The following is a 16,217-nucleotide window of genomic DNA, read 5'->3' as shown; positions in this document are numbered from 1 at the left end:
GCACATGCGCGCCTTCCTCGCCTGGATCCTTCCCGCCGCCGCCACGTTCGCCGCGTGGTGGGTCTTCCTCGGGATGGACGAGGACGACCAGTACACCGTGCCCCAGGTCGCGGGACTCGTCGTCGTCTTGATCGCCATCGGCGTCGCCTGCGGCTGGCTGGCTCGTCGCACCGAGCTGCTGGGCGTGATCGTCTCCGCCGTCGTGGGCGTCGCGGCCGCGTGCTGGACCAGCTGGTCCGACGACGAGAGCGGGATGTTCGTCGTCGGCTGGATCATGGTGGTCTTCGGGACGATCGTGGGCGCGGTCGCCGTCGTCACGATCACCGCTGCCGTGCGCCAGCGGCGCGAGGGTCGCGGCGCCACGCCGTGAGCGCCCGGATCGAGGTCGTCGAGCCCGACGCCTGGGAGCGCTGGCGGGCGATCCGCCTGCGCGCACTCGCCGAGGACGCTCCGGCCTTCGCCTGCAGCGCCCACGCGTGGATCGAGGGCGGCGACACCGAGCAGCGCTGGCGCGAGCGGATCGCCGCGCCGGGACGCCTGTACCTCGCCTCCGAGGACGGTCACGACGTCGCCATGATCGGGCTGGCGCCGGGGGACGAGCCCGAGCTGATCTCGATGTGGGTCGCGCCCGAGGCGCGCCGCGGCGGGATCGGGCGGGCGCTCGTCGAGACGGTGGTCGCCGCGGCCGGGGGAAGGGTGCTGCGGCTGCGGGTCATGGCGGACAACGCCGCCGCGATCGCGTTCTACGAAGGCTGCGGCTTCACGCTGACGGGCGCCCCGCCCGACGGCGACGGCACGCTCACGATGCGACGGGTCGTGCCACGATCCACCAGCGCGTGGCCAGCGCCAGCAGCACGGCCGCTCCCACGAGGTGGGCGCCCACCAGCAGGATCGGCAGATCAGTGAAGTACTGCACGTAGCCGATCAGGCCCTGGGCCAGACCGGCCGCCAGCACCAGCAGGCCCGCCTTGCGAGCCTGACCGCGCAGCAGCACGATCGCGACGACCGTGAGGATGATGAACGTCCACACGCTCAGGGCGTGCACGCGGCTCCACCACACGGGGTCGAGGCCGTTGCGCGGCGCGTCGGCGTCGCCGGCGTGCGGGCCGCTGCCCGTGACGATCGTGCCGAGGTAGATGGCCACCAGCAGCACGACGTAGGCGGCGCGCACGATCCAGGCCGCGCGCGGCGAGGCGGTGCCCTCGTCGGGACGCAGGCTCACGAGGAAGACCGTGGCGGCCACGACCAGCGCCATCGACAGGATGAGGTGCAGGGAGACGACCCACGGGTTGAGGTCGGTGAGCACGGTGATGCCGCCGATGACGCCCTGGAACGGGATGCCGAGCGCGATGCCCAGCACGAGCCGCAGCTGGTTGCGGGTGGCGCCGGTCCAGCGCCACGTGGCGATGACGGTGCCGATCGCGATGGCCATCAGCAGGTAGGTCAGCGTGCGGTTGCCGAACTCGATGACGCCGTGCCAGCCGAGGGCGCCGTGCGGGACGAAGGACTCGTCGGTGCACCGCGGCCACGTGGGGCAGCCCAGGCCCGAGCCGGTGAGGCGGACCGCGCCGCCCGTGAGGATGATCAGCGTGTTGGCGACGAGGTTGGCCCAGGCCCACTTCTCGACCGTCGCGCGCGACACGGTGCGCCGCGAGACAGCGCTCACTCCCATCGGAACCACCTTCCGGCGGCGGCCGCGGCCACGACGGACCAGGCGGCGAGCACCACCACGACGAACGTACCGGGCGATCCGGTCATGAAGGCCTCCCGCAGTCCCTCGCCGAGTGCCGCCGAGGGCAGCACGGAGAGGAGGTCGCGGACGGCCTCGGGGTACTGGGCCAGCGGCAGCAGGAGGCCACCGCCGACGAGCAGCAGGACGTAGACGAGGTTGGCCAGCGCGAGCGTGGCCTCGGCGCGCAGCGTGCCGGCGAGCAGCAGGCCCAGGCCGCCGAACGCGATCGTGCCGAGCAGGCCGAGCACGAGCAGCCACAGCGTGCCGGCGACGGGCGCCTCGGGCCGCCAGCCGAGAGCGACCGCGAGGCCGCCGAGCACGGCGAACTGGGCGACCTGGAGGATCGCGACGGCGCCGACCTTGCCCGCGAGCAGTCCGCCGCGGGAGAGGGGCGTGGCGCCGAGGCGCTTGAGCACGCCGTAACGGCGCTCGAACGCGGTCGCGATCGCCAGCGACGTGAAGGAGGTCGAGACGATGGCCAGCGCGAGCACGCCCGGCGCGAGGACGTCGAGCGGATCGTCGCCGTCGAAGAAGCGGTCCGAGCGCGAGCCGACGACCAGCAGCAGGACGGGGATCACGAACGTGACCACCATCTGCTCGCCGTTGCGCACCGTCAGCCGGAACTCCATCGCGGTCTGGGCCCACACGCGGCGCAGGCGCGACGCGGCGCCGGGCGCGGGGGAGAGGTCGAGGGCGGTCATCGCAGCTCCCGGCCGGTCAGCTCGAGGAACCGGTCCTCGAGGGTCTGGTGCTCGACGAGGACGGACTCGACCAGCACGTCGTGCGCCGCGCACCACCCGGTGATGCGGTGCAGGACGCCCGGGTCGACCTCGGTCGAGAGGACGTACTGGCCGGGCTCGGTCTCGACGACGACGGCGCCCTCGGGCAGCTCCTTGACGAGCGAGTCGGTGTCGAGGCCCGCGCGGGTGCGCAGCCGGATCGTGTTCTGGGCGCCGGCGGCGACGAGCTCGTCGGGCGTGCCCGAGGCGATCACCCGGCCGGCGTCGATGATGTGGACGTGGTCGGAGAGCTCCTGCGCCTCGTCCATGTAGTGCGTCGTGAGCACGGTGGTCACGCCGTGGCGACGCAGCTCGTCGACGAGGTCCCACGTGGCGCGGCGCGACTGCGGGTCGAGACCGGCGGTGGGCTCGTCGAGGAAGACCAGCTCGGGCCGGCCGACGATCGCCATGGCGAGCGAGAGCCGCTGCTTCTGGCCGCCCGACAGACGCCGGTAGGATGTGCGGGCGAACGACGCCATGCCGAGGCGCTCCACGAGGGCGTCGACCGGCATCGGGTTCGCGTAGAGCGACGCCATGTGGTGCAGCATCTCGCCGGCGCGGACGCCCAGCCAGGCGCCGCCGGACTGCAGCATGACGCCGACGCGCGGGCGCAGCTCGGCTGCCTCGGCGACCGGGTCGAGGCCCAGTACGCGCACCTGCCCGGACTGCGGGCGGCGGAAGCCCTCGCACGTCTCGATCGTGGTGGTCTTGCCCGCGCCGTTGGGCCCGAGGATCGACGTGACCGTGCCCGGCTCGACCGTGAGGCTCAGGCCGTCGACGGCGCGCACCTCGGCGTCGCCGCGCCCGTACCGCATGGCGAGGTCGCGAACCTCCACGGCGGGAGTCATCGTCGTCGAGGGCACCAGAACATTCTAGGTGTGGCAGGTTGAGGCCATGGACCTGCCCGTGATGCCGCCGCTGGCGCCGATGCTCGCCAAGTCCGCCAAGAAGGTGCCGCACGACGACGGGCACCTCTACGAGCCGAAGTGGGACGGGTTCCGCGCCATCGTGTTCCGCGACGGCGACGAGGTCGAGATCGCCAGCCGCTCGACCAAGTCGCTGACGCGGTACTTCCCCGACGTGGTCGAGGCGATCCGTGCGAACACGCCCGAACGGTGCGTGCTCGACGGCGAGATCGTCATCGCCCAGGACGGCCGGTTGAGCTTCGACCTGCTGTCGAACCGCATCCACCCCGCCGACTCGCGCGTGACGATGCTGGCCCGCGAGACGCCCGCCTCGTTCGTGGCGTTCGACCTCCTGGGGCTGGGCGACCGGTCCTTCCTCGACGAGCCGCTGGCGGTCCGCCGTCCGGCGCTCGTGGAGGCCCTGGCGCACGCGCAGCCACCCGTGCACGTCACGCGGGTCACCGAGGACCCCGAGGAGGCCGAGCACTGGTTCACCACGTTCGAGGGCGCGGGGCTCGACGGCGTCATCGCGAAGCGGCTGGACGGCCCCTACGCGCCGAACGGCCGCACGATGCTGAAGATCAAGCACGCGCGCACCGCCGACGTCGTCCTGGCCGGCTACCGGCTGCACAAGAACTCCACGGCCGAGCGTCCGCTGCTCGGGTCGATGCTGCTCGGGATCTACGCCGACGACGGCCGGCTCCAGCACGTGGGCGTGGCGGCGTCGTTCACCGAGGCGCGTCGGGCCGAGCTCGTCGACGAGCTCGAGCCGCTGCGGCTGGCGGAGGGGGAGAGCCACCCGTGGGACCGCTGGCAGGACGAGGCGGCGCAGGCCTCGGGCCGACTGCCCGGCGGGCAGAGCCGCTGGACCGGCACCAAGGACCTGTCGTTCGTGCCGCTGCGCCCCGAGCGGGTGCTCGAGGTCGCGTACGAGCACATGGAGGGCGAGGGCGACCAGGCCCGGTTCCGCCACATGGGCCGGTTCCAGCGCTGGCGCCCGGACCGCGAGCCCGAGTCGTGCACGTACGCCCAGCTCGAGGAGGTCGCCCGCTACGACCTCGGCGACGTGCTGCAGTGACTCACCAGGGCTCGAGGTCCTCGAAGTCCTGGTAGTCGTCGAGCTCCTCGACCTCGAAGGTCGGCTGCTCGACCGGCGTGGGGTCGGTGTCGACGGAGGCCAGGAGGCCCGCGGTGACGAGCGCGAGCACGGCGACGGTCAGGACGACGAGGGCGGCGACGGCGTTGCCGCCGATGCCGGAGGGTCGCCGCTGGGGCACCGACTGGGTCTGCCCGAGGGGCACGCGCTGCCCGTTGAGCAGCATCCAACCCTCGGGGAGACGCTCGCGCGGGTCGGACCCGGTGGCGCCGGGGACCCCTTGCACCTGCTCGGTCCAGGCCGAGCCGTTCCAGTAGCGTCGTCCGCCGCTGCCGGCCGGATCGTCGTACCAGCCCGCGGGCGGCTGCTGCTGATTCACGCGCCGAGCGTAGCGAACCGCCCCGCCGGAGGGAGCCCGACGGGACGGTCCGTGACAGGGAGACGGGGCCGGGGGCAAAACATGACGTAAACCTCAGTTATCCGCGTCGATTTCTGCCTCGAGGTCCGAGTTTTCCCGGAGCCGCAAGAAAAACTGATGCTGGTGCAGCAGTGCTTGCTGGGCCTACTGTGACGCCTGACACGTCCTACACGAACAGGAACAAGCCACATGCCCTCATCCCTCTCGATGCGGAGGAAGGCGGTGGTCGTGACGCTCGCGTTGGCGGCACCCGGCCTGCTCGCCGTGTCCGCCGTTCCCAGTGCCCTCGCCTCGTCCTCGCAGGCGCCCACCGACGTGGTCCTCGAGCGCCTGCCCGACGAGGTTCCCGACGTCGTGGAGATCACCGTCCCGGGGACGGAGGAGCTCGATCGCCTCGTGGCGACCGGCGTCGACCTCGACCACGGCGTGGAGCAGCGACCCGACGGCCTCGAGGTCCGCGCGATCATCACGCCCACCGAGGCGAAGGCCCTCCGCCAGGCCGGCTTCGAGACGGGCGAGACCCTCTACACCGCCGAGGACACCGAGGACGCGCTCGAGCAGCGCGACGCGACGATCCGCGCCGCGAAGGCCGAGAACGCCGAGTTCGCGGACGAGGCGACGCACCCGGACGTGTCGGACGTCAAGATCACCCGCGCCGAGTACTTCACGTCGTTCGGCGTCCCGGTCCTGTCGGTCGAGGCCAAGTGGGCCGAGGGCCAGACCGCGACCACCACGCTCACGGTGGAGCGCGACAGCGGACCCGGCACCGCGTTCGGCAGCGGTGGCACCCAGACGATCTCGCGCTTCGTCGACGCGAGCGTCTACCTCTACCACCGCGGCGCGAGCCCGACGACGGGCGCGGCGGCCCTGACCAGCCGTCCCGACCGCATCCGGATCACCAGCCCGTCGGGCGACGTCGCGATCGCGAAGGTCACCGACTGGCTGCCCACGGGCGACGAGGCCGACCCGTTCAAGGGCGCGGGCTACCAGGAGGACTTCATCACGTCCTACCTCGACCCGACCCAGCTGTACGACCGGATCCGCCAGCTGGCGACCGACCACCCGGACCTCGCCGAGATCGTCGAGCTGCCGAACAAGACGAACGGCTACCGACGTCACTCGCAGGCCGTCATCCCGGCCGGCACCGCGACGGCGGACAACCCGCGCCGCCTCGCGATCACCTCGAAGGCCTACGGCTCGGACGGCGGCAACGCGCTCTCGGTCCGGGTCGACCACCCGACGGCGGCCGACCAGGCCCTGACCGTCGCGGTCGACGGCTCGCTCGTCGTGGTGACCTCCGCGACGGACGGCTCCGGTGCGGCCACCAGCACGGCGGCCGAGATCGCCGCGGCGATCAACGCCCACCCCGACGCGAGTGCCCTCGTGTCGGCGTCGACGTACCGCGGCAACGCGGGAGCCGGGATCGTCCCGGCCGCGACCGTGGCGCTCTCGGACTTCCTGAACGCCCCGGCCAACGTGTCGCGCGACCCGCACGCGGTCTACGCGATCAAGATCGGCAAGGTCCGTGACGGATCCAAGCCGGGCGTGTTCTTCTACGCGCAGGAGCACGCCCGCGAGTGGGTCCCGCCTCTGGTGACGATCGAGACGGCCGAGCGCCTGCTGCGCAACTACGACTCGCACGCGGCCACGCGTGACCTCGTCGACAATCTGGAGATCTGGGTGCTCCCGTCGGTCAACCCCGACGGCGGCCACTACTCGTTCTACGACTTCAACTCGCAGCGCCGGAACATGACGATGCACTGCGGGACGACGGCGGGCGGCAACACCGACGCGAACGCGCGCAACCAGTGGGGCGTCGACGTCAACCGCAACTACGACGAGTTCAGCTTCTTCGACGGCTACTCGGGTGCCTCGAGCAACTGCAACGGCGACACCTATGCGGGTCCGTCCGAGCTGAGCGAGCCCGAGGCCAAGAACGTGGACTGGGTCGCCGCGCACCCGAACATGAAGTGGTCGATGAACGTCCACAGCTCGGGCAACTACTTCATGTGGTCGCCCGCCGCCTACCGGACGCCCGGACGCATCACCGCGCCCGAGCCGACGCTCGAGGAGGAGTCGCTGTTCCAGGGCGCCTCGTCGCGCATCCTCACCGCCATCAAGCGCCACCGCGGCCTGTCGGTGACCCCGGCGCGCACCGGTCGCGTCGTGGACACCCTGTACTCGGCGGCCGGCAACTCCGGCGACATGCTCTGGTACAAGTACGGCATCTACGCCTGGGACTTCGAGGTCGGCACCACGTTCCAGCCGCCGTTCGAGGCCGAGACGCCCACCGGCGCCGGAGCCCACCAGGAGGCGATGGAGTTCTCCAACGGCCTCGTCGAGATGCTGCGCATCGCCCGCGACCACGACACCGACGACGTCTCGCCGACCAGCGAGGTCACGGTCACGTCGAGCGCGACCGAGGGCCAGGTGAACGTGGAGTTCGCCACGAGCGAGCCGGCGAGCGTGTTCTACACGACCGACGGCACGGTCCCGAACCTTCGGTCCACGATGTACGCCGCCGCCGGTCTGCGCGAGGGCGGCGAGCGCATCCGCGTCGCCGAGGGCACCGAGGTCCGCTGGATCACGGTGGACGCCCGCGGCAACGTGGAGCGGGGCTTCGTCCCGGGCCGCGAGGGCAACTACCGCACGTGGGTGGCCGAGGTCGGGTACGAGGAGCCGCTCCCGGCGTCCTCCACGACCCTCACGCTCGACCGCGACGAGATCCGCGCCGGTCAGACCGGCGTCACCGCCTCGATCGAGGTGGCGGCCACGGGCGCCGGCACCCAGCCGGATCCCGAGGGCGTCGTCACCGTCTACGTCGGCGACGAGTCCGTCGGCTCGGCTGAGCTCGACGGCAGCGGGCGGGCAGAGGTCGCCCTCCCGGCGCTCACCGCGGTCGGCAGCCAGCTGGTGACCGCGCGCTACGGCGGCAGCGCCGAGCTGGCGGGCAGCACGTCGCTGCCGGTCGCGCTCAAGGTCGTGGCCGCGCCGGGCGTGCCGAGCGCGTCGGTGGCCCTGACGGTCTCCCCGAAGAGCATCGTGGCGGGCAAGCGGGCGACGGCGAGCATCGCCGTGAAGGTGGACCGCGACGGCGACGTGACGGCCGGCAAGGGGGTCGTGGACGTGTTCGTCGACGGTGTCCGGCACCGGACGGTGTCGCTCGACCGCAACGGTCGCGCCACGGCGCCCCTCGGCCCGTTCGCCACGACCGGTGCCCGCGTCGTCACCGCGACCTACCGGGGTGCCCAGGACGTCGGAGCGAGCTCGTCGAGCCCGGTCGTCCTGCGCGTCACGAAGGCCTCCTCGAGGGTCGGCGTGAAGATCACGCCGCGCAAGGTCACGACCGGGACGCGCGCGCGGGTCACGGTCACGGTCAAGGCCCCGGGCGCCCACGTCCGCGGCAAGGCGCTCGTCAAGGTCGGATCGCGCTCCTACGTGGTCACGATCAACGCGAAGGGCCGTGGCTCGGTCAAGCTGCCGCGGCTCAGCAGCGGCACGAAGCGCGTGACGGTGTCGTACCTGGGCAACGCGCACGTGAAGTCCGCGAAGAAGGCGGTGAAGCTCACCGTCCGCCGCTGAGGTGACAGGGGAACGGGGGTCGGCCGCACGGCGGTCGGCCCCCGTTCCGCGTCCTCAGTCCGTCTTCTTGCGCGAGGGCTGCACGCGACGCGGCTCGCCGGGCATCTTCGGGTAGTCCGGGGGATAGGGCATCTCGCCGAGGCCGTTCTCCTCGTCGCGGTCGTACCAGTCGAGAAGCGTCTGGATGGAGTGGTGGACGTCGTCGATCTCGGTCCACGGGTCGGGGCGCTGCTCCAGCAGGGCGGGCACGGTCGTGAGGTTGAGCGTGCGCGGGTCGTCGACGTCGAACAGCTCGTCCCACGTCAGGGGAGTGGACACGGGAGCGCCCGGCTTCGGCCGCAGGCTGTACGCGCTGGCGATCGTGCGGTCGCGGGCGTTCTGGTTGAAGTCGACGAAGATCTTCTCGCCGCGCTCCTCCTTCCACCAGGCCGTGGTGACGCCGTCGTCGCGGCGCTCCAGCTCGCGTCCGAACGCCAGCGCGGCATGGCGCACGTCCGTGAACGTCCACTTCGGCTCGATGCGCGCGAAGATGTGGACCCCGCGGTTGCCGCTGGTCTTGGCGAAGCCGCGGATGCCGATCTCCTCGAGCAGCTCCTTGGCCACCCGGGCGACGCGCTGCGCGTCGTGGAAGTCGGTGCCGGGCTGCGGGTCCAGGTCGATGCGGATCTCGTCGGGGTGGTCCACGTCGGCACGGCGCACGGGCCAGGGGTGGAACGTGATCGTCCCCATGTGGGCAGCCCAGGCGGGCACGGCGATCTCGGTGGGGCAGATCTCGTCGGCGCGACGCCCCGAGGGGAAGTTGATGCGCACGGTCTCCAGGTATGGGGGAGCGCCCTTGGGCACGCGCTTCTGGTAGAACGCGTCGCCGTGCCCGTCGGCGCGCGTGGCCATCACCATGTCCTCGCGCACGCCCTTGGGCCAGCGCTCCAGGGTGGTCGGCCGCTCGCGCAGCGCGCGCATCAGCCCGTCGCCGACGGCGACGTAGAACTCGACCACCTCGAGCTTCGTGATGTCCGGCGTGTGGTCGGTCTTCTCGAAGATCACGCGGTCGGGACTGGAGACGCGCACGGTGCGCCCTCCGGCCTCGACCTCCGCTGCGGATGCCCCCATGGGCCGACCTTATGGCCAAACGGCGTGGTGAGGCGCGGCTCACTGAGGCGAGCCTTCGTTGAACGGGGGGAATCATTAACGTCACAATGGTGTTGTGAAAAGCATGCGCGTGAATCATGAGGTGTCGTCCGTCGACGACCTCTCCACGCGCGAACGCGTCGCCGAGACCATTCTGGAGAACGGTCCCAGCACCGCCACGACCCTCGCGACACGGCTCGGACTCACTCCCGCGGCCGTCCGCCGCCACCTCGAGCACCTCGTCGAGCAGGGCCTCGTCGAGTCGCGCGAGGAGCGGGTCCGGGGCCAGCGCCGCCGTGGCCGTCCGGCCCGCGTGTTCGCGCTGACCGCCGCCGGTCGCGACACCTTCGCCCACTCCTACGACGACCTGGCCGCCGAGGCGCTGCGCTTCCTGCGCGCCACGGGTGGCGACACGGCCGTCATGGAGTTCGCGCGACACCGACTCGCCGATTTCCGCCAGCGCTACGAGCGACTGCTGCACGGGGTCCCGGTCGAGGACCAGGCCGCGGTGCTCGCCCGGGCGCTCACCGACGACGGCTTCGCCGCCTCCGCCAGCACCACCCCGCTCGGCGAGCAGATCTGTCAGCACCACTGCCCGGTGGCCCACGTCGCCGAGGAGTTCCCGCAGCTGTGCGAGGCCGAGACCGAGATCTTCGGCGAGCTGCTGGGATCGCACGTCCAGCGTCTCGCCACCATTGCCCACGGCGACGGGGTGTGCACCACGCACCTGCCCCGCGCCACCCAGACCACCACCAACGCTGTGTCTCCAACTGAAGGGGAGTCGTCATGACGACCACGAACGACACGACCTCGATCGAGGACCTGAACCCGGGACTGAAGGAGGTCGGCAACTACGAGTTCGGCTGGCACGACGCCGACGTCGCCGGCGCCAGCGCCCAGCGCGGCCTGAACGATGCCGTCGTCCGCGACATCTCGGGCAAGAAGAGCGAGCCCCAGTGGATGCTCGACCTGCGCCTGAAGGGCCTCAAGCTCTTCGATCGCAAGCCGATGCCGACGTGGGGCGCCGACCTCGACGAGATCGACTTCGACAACATCAAGTACTTCGTCCGCTCGTCGGAGAAGCAGGCCCAGTCGTGGGAGGACCTGCCCGAGGACATCAAGAACACGTACGACCGGCTGGGCATCCCCGAGGCCGAGAAGCAGCGCCTCGTCGCCGGTGTCGCCGCGCAGTACGAGTCCGAGGTCGTCTACCACTCGATCCGTGAGGACCTCGAGCAGCAGGGCGTCATCTTCCTCGACACCGACACTGCGCTCAAGGAGCACCCCGAGATCTTCGAGGAGTACTTCGGCACGGTCATCCCGGTCGGCGACAACAAGTTCGCCGCACTGAACACGGCCGTGTGGTCGGGCGGCTCGTTCATCTACGTGCCCAAGGGAGTCCACGTGGACATCCCGCTGCAGGCGTACTTCCGCATCAACACCGAGAACATGGGTCAGTTCGAGCGGACGCTGATCATCGCCGACGAGGACTCCTACGTCCACTACGTCGAGGGCTGCACCGCCCCGATCTACAAGACCGACTCGCTGCACTCCGCGGTCGTCGAGATCATCGTGAAGAAGGGCGCTCGCGTCCGCTACACGACGATCCAGAACTGGTCGAACAACGTCTACAACCTGGTGACCAAGCGCGCCACGTGCGAGGCCGGCGCCACCATGGAGTGGGTCGACGGCAACATCGGCTCCAAGGTCACGATGAAGTACCCGGCCGTCTACCTCATGGGCGAGCACGCCAAGGGCGAGACGCTGTCGATCGCCTTCGCCGGCGAGGGCCAGTACCAGGACACCGGCGCCAAGATGGTGCACGTCGCGCCGAACACGTCCAGCTCGATCCTGAGCAAGTCCGTCGCCCGTGGCGGTGGCCGCACCTCCTACCGCGGCCTGCTCCAGGTCAACGAGGGTGCCTACGGCTCCGCCAGCACGGTCAAGTGCGACGCGCTGCTGGTCGACCAGATCAGCCGCTCGGACACCTACCCGTACGTCGACGTCCGCGAGGACGACGTGACCCTCGGCCACGAGGCGACCGTCTCCAAGGTCAGCGACGACCAGCTCTTCTACTTCATGCAGCGCGGCATGGAGGAGGACGAGGCCATGGCGATGATCGTTCGCGGCTTCGTCGAGCCCATCGCTCGCGAGCTGCCCATGGAGTACGCGCTGGAACTGAACCGTCTCATCGAGCTGCAGATGGAGGGTGCTGTCGGATGACGACCGCAACTGTCGAGGGAACCGACAACGCCATGGCGGCAGCGCTGGAGCTGGACCACGTCCAGTCCCACCTGCATCCCGAGCCGTCGTACGACGTCGAGGCCCACCCCAAGCCCACCGGCCTGGAGGAGATCTGGCGCTTCACGCCGCTCAAGCGGCTGCGTGGACTGCTCGACGGCGCGCCGTCGGACGCCTGCCTGGAGTGGAAGGACGAGCTCCCCGCGGGGGCCACGCTGACCACGATCACCACCGACGAGGCCAAGGCGATCGGCGGCATCGCGCCGCTCGACCGCCTCGCGGCCCTCGCCGTGCAGAACGCCGGCGGCGCCACGCTGCTGTCGATCGACGGCGAGCTCGACGCCCCGGCCCGCATCCGGCTCACCGGCACCTCGGTCGACGAGACCGTCTGGGGCCACATCGTCGTCAAGGTCGCGCCGTTCTCCAAGGCCACGATCGCGTTCGACCACATCGGCTCGGCCACCTATGCCACGAACGTCACGTACGTCGTCGGCGACGGGGCCCAGCTCGACGTCGTCAACCTGGTCGACTGGGAGGACGACGCCGTCCACGCCGTGCAGAACGGCATCAGCGTCGGCCGCGACGCCGCCGTGCGGTTCTTCGAGTTCACGCTCGGCGGCGACCTCGTCCGGTCGTCGACCAACGTCGACTACCGCGGCACCGGCGGCAGCGTCGACCTGCTCGGCATCTACTTCGCCGACGCCGGTCAGCACCTCGAGCACCGTCAGTTCGTCGACCACACGGCGCCGCGCACCCGCAGCAACGTCGAGTACAAGGGCGCGCTGCAGGGCCAGGACGCGCACACCGTGTGGATCGGCAACGTGCTGATTCGCAAGATCGCCGAGGGCATCGAGACGTTCGAGCAGAACGACAATCTCGTCCTCACCGACGGCGCCCGCGCCGACTCGGTCCCGAACCTCGAGATCGAGACCGGCGACATCGCCGGTGCGGGCCACGCGTCCACCACCGGTCGCTTCGACGACGAGCACCTGTTCTACCTGCAGAGCCGCGGCATCGACCCGACCGAGGCCAAGCGCCTCGTCGTCCACGGGTTCTTCAACGACATCATCCGCCGGATCGGTGTCGAGGACCTCCAGGAGCGCCTCATGTCGGCCATCGAGGACGAGCTGGCCGCGGTGGTCGGCAACCCCTCGGCGGTGACCGGATGACCTTCCAGGAGGTCGCGAAGCTCGCCGACGTCCCCGAGGGCGCGGCGCTCGGCATCGAGTTCGAGGGTCACGACCTGGCCTTGGTGCGTGACGGCGACACCGTCTACTGCATCCAGGACTGGTGCTCGCACGCCGAGATCCCGCTGTCCGACGGCGACGTCGAGGGCTGCGAGATCGAGTGCTTCCTGCACGGGTCGCGCTTCGACCTGCGTACCGGCAAGGCCTTGGGCCTGCCCGCCACCGAACCCGTTCCCGTCTACCAGACCAAGATCGAGGGAGAGACCGTCTGGGTCGACCTCCCGAACCAAGGAGAAACAGCATGAGCACCCTGGAGATCAAGAACCTCCACGTGTCCGTTGACACCGAGGAGGGCGCCAAGGAGATCCTCCGCGGCGTCGACCTGACCATCAACTCCGGCGAGGTCCACGCCATCATGGGCCCGAACGGCTCGGGCAAGTCCACGCTGGCGTACTCGATCGCCGGACACCCCAAGTACACCGTCACCGAGGGCGAGGTCCTGCTCGACGGGCAGAACATCCTCGAGCTGAGCGTCGACGAGCGCGCCCGTGCGGGCCTGTTCCTGGCGATGCAGTACCCGGTGGAGATCCCGGGCGTCTCGGTCGCGAACTTCCTGCGTACCGCCAAGACCGCCATCGACGGCGAGGCTCCCAAGCTGCGCACGTGGGTCAAGGACGTCAACGCCGCGCTCGAGCGGATGACGCTCGACCCGTCGTTCTCGTCGCGCTCGGTCAACGAGGGATTCTCCGGCGGTGAGAAGAAGCGCCACGAGATCGCCCAGCTCGAGCTGCTGAACCCGAAATTCGCGGTGCTCGACGAGACCGACTCCGGCCTGGACATCGACGCCCTGCGCGTCGTCTCCGACGGCGTCAACCGCTACTCGGGCCAGGGCGATCGCGGCGTGCTGCTGATCACGCACTACACGCGCATCCTGAACTACATCCAGCCCGACTACGTGCACGTGTTCGTCGCGGGCAAGCTCGCCGAGACCGGCGGCCGCGAGCTCGCGGAGCTGCTCGAGGCCGAGGGCTACGACAAGTTCACCAAGGCGGCCGTCTGATCATGGCCGGCTACGACGTCGAGGCGATCCGCAAGGACTTCCCCATCCTGTCCAGGACGATGGCGGGGGACCGCCCTCTGGTGTACCTGGACAGCGCCAACACGTCGCAGAAGCCGCGTCAGGTCGTCGAGGCCATCGAGCGTCACTACCTCGAGCACAACGCCAACGTCGCGCGGGCGATGCACCAGCTCGGTGCGGAGGCGAGCGAGGCGTTCGAGCTCGGTCGCGACAAGGTGGCGTCGTTCATCGGCGCGCCGCGGCGCGAGGAGGTCGTGTTCACCAAGAACGCGTCCGAGGCGCTCAACCTCGTGGCTCGCGTCCTCGGTGACGCGGGACGCGTGGGCGCCGGCGACGAGGTCGTCGTCACCCAGATGGAGCACCACTCCAACCTGGTGCCGTGGCAGCTGCTCACGCAGCGCACGGGTGCCGACCTGCGCTGGTACGGCGTCACGCCCGAGGGCCGTCTCGACCTCGACTCGCTCACGCTGACGGAGAGGACGAAGGTCGTCTCGGTCACGTGGGTCTCGAACATGCTCGGCACGATCAACCCGGTCGCGGAGATCGTCCGCCGCGCGCACGAGGTCGGCGCGCTCGTCGTCATCGACGCGTCGCAGGCCGTGCCGCAGCTTCCGGTCGACGTGGCCGCGCTCGGTGCCGACTTCGTGGCCTTCACGGGTCACAAGATGGTCGGCCCGACGGGCATCGGCGTCCTGTGGGGTCGCTACGACCTGCTCGCCGAGCTGCCGCCGTTCCTCGGTGGCGGCGAGATGATCGAGACGGTGTCGATGGAGGCCACGACCTTCGCCGCGCCGCCGCACCGCTTCGAGGCGGGCACGCCGCCGATCGCGCAGTCGGTCGGACTCGGCGCCGCCGTGGACTACCTCTCGGCGATCGGCATGGAGAACGTCGCCGCGCACGAGCAGCAGATCACGGCCTACGCGCTCGAGGCGATGAACGACCTGCCGGGCGTGACGATCGTCGGGCCCCAGGAGCCGGTCGACCGCGGGGGAGCGATCAGCTTCACGATCGACGGGGTGCACCCGCACGACGTGGCGCAGCTGCTCGACTCGCAGGGCGTCGCCGTGCGCGCGGGGCACCACTGCGCCAAGCCGCTGCACGCGTGCTTCGGGGTGCAGTCCACGACCCGTGCCTCGTTCTACCTCTACACGACCGAGGCCGAGATCGACGCGCTCGTCGCGGGGATCCGGCACACCCAGTCGTACTTCGGAGCCTGACATGAACGCATCGAACGTCGACGCGCTGTACCAGGAGATCATCCTGGACCACTACAAGAATCCCCACGGGGCGGGCCTGCGCGAGCCCTTCGAGGCCGAGGTGCACCACGTGAACCCCACGTGCGGTGACGAGATCACGCTGCGCGTGCACCTCGACGGTGACCGTGTGGCCGACGTGTCCTACGACGCGGCCGGCTGCTCGATCAGCCAGGCCTCGGCCTCGGTCCTGAACGACCTCGTGGTCGGCCAGCAGGTCGACCACGCCCTGACCACTCTCGACGCTTTCCAGGAGCTCATGCAGGGCCGCGGACAGGTCGAGCCTGACGAGGACGTGCTGGAGGACGGCATCGCCTTCGCGGGCGTCGCCCAGTTCCCGGCGCGCGTCAAGTGCGCCCTGCTGTCCTGGATGGCCTGGAAGGACGCCGTCGCCCAGGCTTCGGCCAAGGAGGAAGCATGACCGATCACAGCGATCTGCCCGACGTCGCCGTCGCCCCCGGCGCCACCACCCAGGAGGACGTCGAGGAGGCCATGAAGGACGTCGTCGACCCCGAGTTGGGCATCAACGTCGTCGACCTCGGCCTCGTCTACGGCGTCCACGTCGACGAGCACAGCAACGCGATCCTGCAGATGACGCTCACGTCCGCGGCCTGCCCGTTGACCGACGTCATCGAGGACCAGACCCGCGCCGCGCTCGACGGCCTGGTCAACGACTTCCGGATCGAGTGGGTCTGGATGCCGCCGTGGGGCCCGGACAAGATCACCGACGACGGTCGCGAGATGCTCCGCGCCCTCGGCTTCAACATCGGCTGACGCCCCCGCCTCTGCGCGATACTCGCCCCGTGACCTACGAGGAC

17 protein-coding genes are annotated in these 16,217 nt (G+C 70.5%); 12 read left to right on the top strand and 5 right to left on the bottom strand.

The features are described 5' to 3' along the window. The first annotated feature begins 4 nt into the window (after nt 1-4). Together ACK99Q_RS14260 and ACK99Q_RS14255 are read left to right on the top strand one after the other, a co-directional pair. Complete coding sequence (locus tag ACK99Q_RS14260; RefSeq protein WP_410186776.1) at nt 5-370, top strand: hypothetical protein; 366 nt, start codon at nt 5-7, stop codon at nt 368-370. Then, entirely contained in the window at nt 367-906 is a 540-nt protein-coding gene (locus ACK99Q_RS14255) for a GNAT family N-acetyltransferase (RefSeq protein WP_410186775.1), read from the top strand. The genes ACK99Q_RS14260 and ACK99Q_RS14255 overlap by 4 nt, the downstream gene beginning before the upstream one ends. Here the strand turns inward: ACK99Q_RS14255 and ACK99Q_RS14250 are convergent. Genes ACK99Q_RS14250 through ACK99Q_RS14240 form a run of 3 tightly spaced genes read right to left on the bottom strand, consistent with a single transcriptional unit; the run spans nt 800 to nt 3,374 of the window. Then, nucleotides 800-1,672, bottom strand: coding sequence for a COX15/CtaA family protein (locus tag ACK99Q_RS14250; RefSeq protein ID WP_410186774.1), 873 nt, complete (start codon nt 1,670-1,672; stop codon nt 800-802). The genes ACK99Q_RS14255 and ACK99Q_RS14250 overlap by 107 nt on opposite strands. Beyond that, entirely contained in the window at nt 1,663-2,433 is a 771-nt protein-coding gene (locus ACK99Q_RS14245; protein ID WP_410186773.1) for an ABC transporter permease, read from the bottom strand. The genes ACK99Q_RS14250 and ACK99Q_RS14245 overlap by 10 nt, the downstream gene beginning before the upstream one ends. Further along, nucleotides 2,430-3,374: an ABC transporter ATP-binding protein gene (locus tag ACK99Q_RS14240; protein ID WP_410186772.1), complete on the bottom strand. Its 945-nt coding sequence runs from the start codon at nt 3,372-3,374 to the stop codon at nt 2,430-2,432. The genes ACK99Q_RS14245 and ACK99Q_RS14240 overlap by 4 nt, the downstream gene beginning before the upstream one ends. Before the next feature lie 31 nt (nt 3,375-3,405). On the opposite strand from ACK99Q_RS14240, the gene ACK99Q_RS14235 reads away from it, so the two are divergent. Next, nucleotides 3,406-4,494 (top strand): ATP-dependent DNA ligase, encoded by a 1,089-nt coding sequence (locus ACK99Q_RS14235; protein ID WP_410186771.1) that lies wholly within the window; start codon nt 3,406-3,408, stop codon nt 4,492-4,494. Between the two features lies 1 nt (nt 4,495). Here ACK99Q_RS14235 and ACK99Q_RS14230 read toward each other — a convergent pair whose 3' ends face one another. Further along, nucleotides 4,496-4,891 carry a DUF2510 domain-containing protein gene (locus ACK99Q_RS14230; RefSeq protein ID WP_410186770.1) on the bottom strand — a complete coding sequence of 132 codons (396 nt, stop codon included), beginning with the start codon at nt 4,889-4,891 and terminating at the stop codon, nt 4,496-4,498. A gap of 228 nt (nt 4,892-5,119) precedes the next feature. On the opposite strand from ACK99Q_RS14230, the gene ACK99Q_RS14225 reads away from it, so the two are divergent. Further along, a complete protein-coding gene (locus tag ACK99Q_RS14225; protein ID WP_410186769.1) occupies nt 5,120-8,512 on the top strand; it encodes a M14 family zinc carboxypeptidase in 3,393 nt (1,130 codons plus the stop codon). A 54-nt stretch (nt 8,513-8,566) separates the two neighbouring features. Here the strand turns inward: ACK99Q_RS14225 and ACK99Q_RS14220 are convergent, their stop codons facing one another. Next, nucleotides 8,567-9,622, bottom strand: a complete 1,056-nt coding sequence (locus tag ACK99Q_RS14220) for a DNA polymerase domain-containing protein (protein WP_410186768.1) — start codon at nt 9,620-9,622, stop codon at nt 8,567-8,569. Nucleotides 9,623-9,725: 103 nt separating this feature from the next. Between ACK99Q_RS14220 and ACK99Q_RS14215 the strand changes: the two genes are divergently transcribed. From ACK99Q_RS14215 to ACK99Q_RS14180, 8 genes are read left to right on the top strand one after another with little or no spacing between them, the layout of a single operon-like run. Next, nucleotides 9,726-10,430, top strand: a complete 705-nt coding sequence (locus ACK99Q_RS14215; RefSeq protein ID WP_410186767.1) for a helix-turn-helix transcriptional regulator — start codon at nt 9,726-9,728, stop codon at nt 10,428-10,430. After that, nucleotides 10,427-11,863 (top strand): Fe-S cluster assembly protein SufB, encoded by a 1,437-nt coding sequence (gene sufB, locus ACK99Q_RS14210; protein ID WP_410186766.1) that lies wholly within the window; start codon nt 10,427-10,429, stop codon nt 11,861-11,863. Before ACK99Q_RS14215 ends, sufB begins: the two co-directional genes overlap by 4 nt. Before the next feature lie 32 nt (nt 11,864-11,895). Then, nucleotides 11,896-13,050: a Fe-S cluster assembly protein SufD gene (sufD, locus tag ACK99Q_RS14205; RefSeq protein WP_410186996.1), complete on the top strand. Its 1,155-nt coding sequence runs from the start codon at nt 11,896-11,898 to the stop codon at nt 13,048-13,050. Then, nucleotides 13,047-13,373 (top strand): Rieske (2Fe-2S) protein, encoded by a 327-nt coding sequence (locus ACK99Q_RS14200; protein ID WP_410186765.1) that lies wholly within the window; start codon nt 13,047-13,049, stop codon nt 13,371-13,373. Before sufD ends, ACK99Q_RS14200 begins: the two co-directional genes overlap by 4 nt. After that, complete coding sequence (gene sufC, locus ACK99Q_RS14195; RefSeq protein ID WP_410186764.1) at nt 13,370-14,128, top strand: Fe-S cluster assembly ATPase SufC; 759 nt, start codon at nt 13,370-13,372, stop codon at nt 14,126-14,128. The genes ACK99Q_RS14200 and sufC overlap by 4 nt, the downstream gene beginning before the upstream one ends. Before the next feature lie 2 nt (nt 14,129-14,130). Continuing rightward, nucleotides 14,131-15,363: a cysteine desulfurase gene (locus ACK99Q_RS14190; protein ID WP_410186763.1), complete on the top strand. Its 1,233-nt coding sequence runs from the start codon at nt 14,131-14,133 to the stop codon at nt 15,361-15,363. Between the two features lies 1 nt (nt 15,364). Continuing rightward, nucleotides 15,365-15,820 carry a Fe-S cluster assembly sulfur transfer protein SufU gene (sufU, locus tag ACK99Q_RS14185; protein ID WP_410186762.1) on the top strand — a complete coding sequence of 152 codons (456 nt, stop codon included), beginning with the start codon at nt 15,365-15,367 and terminating at the stop codon, nt 15,818-15,820. Then, the gene (locus tag ACK99Q_RS14180; RefSeq protein ID WP_179424734.1) at nt 15,817-16,173 is read left to right on the top strand and encodes a metal-sulfur cluster assembly factor; all 357 of its coding nucleotides are present in this window, start codon (nt 15,817-15,819) and stop codon (nt 16,171-16,173) included. Before sufU ends, ACK99Q_RS14180 begins: the two co-directional genes overlap by 4 nt. Nucleotides 16,174-16,217: the final 44 nt, after the last annotated feature.

This window comes from Aeromicrobium sp. MLTX1, from assembly GCF_046452335.1.
Lineage (GTDB): Bacteria > Actinomycetota > Actinomycetes > Propionibacteriales > Nocardioidaceae > Aeromicrobium.
The sequence above is the reverse complement of the archived record's forward strand: the minus strand, read 5'-3'. Positions and strand labels throughout refer to the sequence as shown.

Coding starts and splice junctions, on each gene's coding strand:
- ACK99Q_RS14260 (WP_410186776.1), top strand. CDS start 5: ATGCGCGCCTTCCTCGCCTGGATCCTTCCCGCCGCCGCCACGTTCGCC.
- ACK99Q_RS14250 (WP_410186774.1), bottom strand. CDS start 1,672: ATGGGAGTGAGCGCTGTCTCGCGGCGCACCGTGTCGCGCGCGACGGTC.
- ACK99Q_RS14245 (WP_410186773.1), bottom strand. CDS start 2,433: ATGACCGCCCTCGACCTCTCCCCCGCGCCCGGCGCCGCGTCGCGCCTG.
- ACK99Q_RS14235 (WP_410186771.1), top strand. CDS start 3,406: ATGGACCTGCCCGTGATGCCGCCGCTGGCGCCGATGCTCGCCAAGTCC.
- ACK99Q_RS14225 (WP_410186769.1), top strand. CDS start 5,120: ATGCCCTCATCCCTCTCGATGCGGAGGAAGGCGGTGGTCGTGACGCTC.
- ACK99Q_RS14220 (WP_410186768.1), bottom strand. CDS start 9,622: ATGGGGGCATCCGCAGCGGAGGTCGAGGCCGGAGGGCGCACCGTGCGC.
- ACK99Q_RS14215 (WP_410186767.1), top strand. CDS start 9,726: ATGCGCGTGAATCATGAGGTGTCGTCCGTCGACGACCTCTCCACGCGC.
- sufB (WP_410186766.1), top strand. CDS start 10,427: ATGACGACCACGAACGACACGACCTCGATCGAGGACCTGAACCCGGGA.
- sufD (WP_410186996.1), top strand. CDS start 11,896: ATGGCGGCAGCGCTGGAGCTGGACCACGTCCAGTCCCACCTGCATCCC.
- ACK99Q_RS14200 (WP_410186765.1), top strand. CDS start 13,047: ATGACCTTCCAGGAGGTCGCGAAGCTCGCCGACGTCCCCGAGGGCGCG.
- sufC (WP_410186764.1), top strand. CDS start 13,370: ATGAGCACCCTGGAGATCAAGAACCTCCACGTGTCCGTTGACACCGAG.
- ACK99Q_RS14190 (WP_410186763.1), top strand. CDS start 14,131: ATGGCCGGCTACGACGTCGAGGCGATCCGCAAGGACTTCCCCATCCTG.
- sufU (WP_410186762.1), top strand. CDS start 15,365: ATGAACGCATCGAACGTCGACGCGCTGTACCAGGAGATCATCCTGGAC.
- ACK99Q_RS14180 (WP_179424734.1), top strand. CDS start 15,817: ATGACCGATCACAGCGATCTGCCCGACGTCGCCGTCGCCCCCGGCGCC.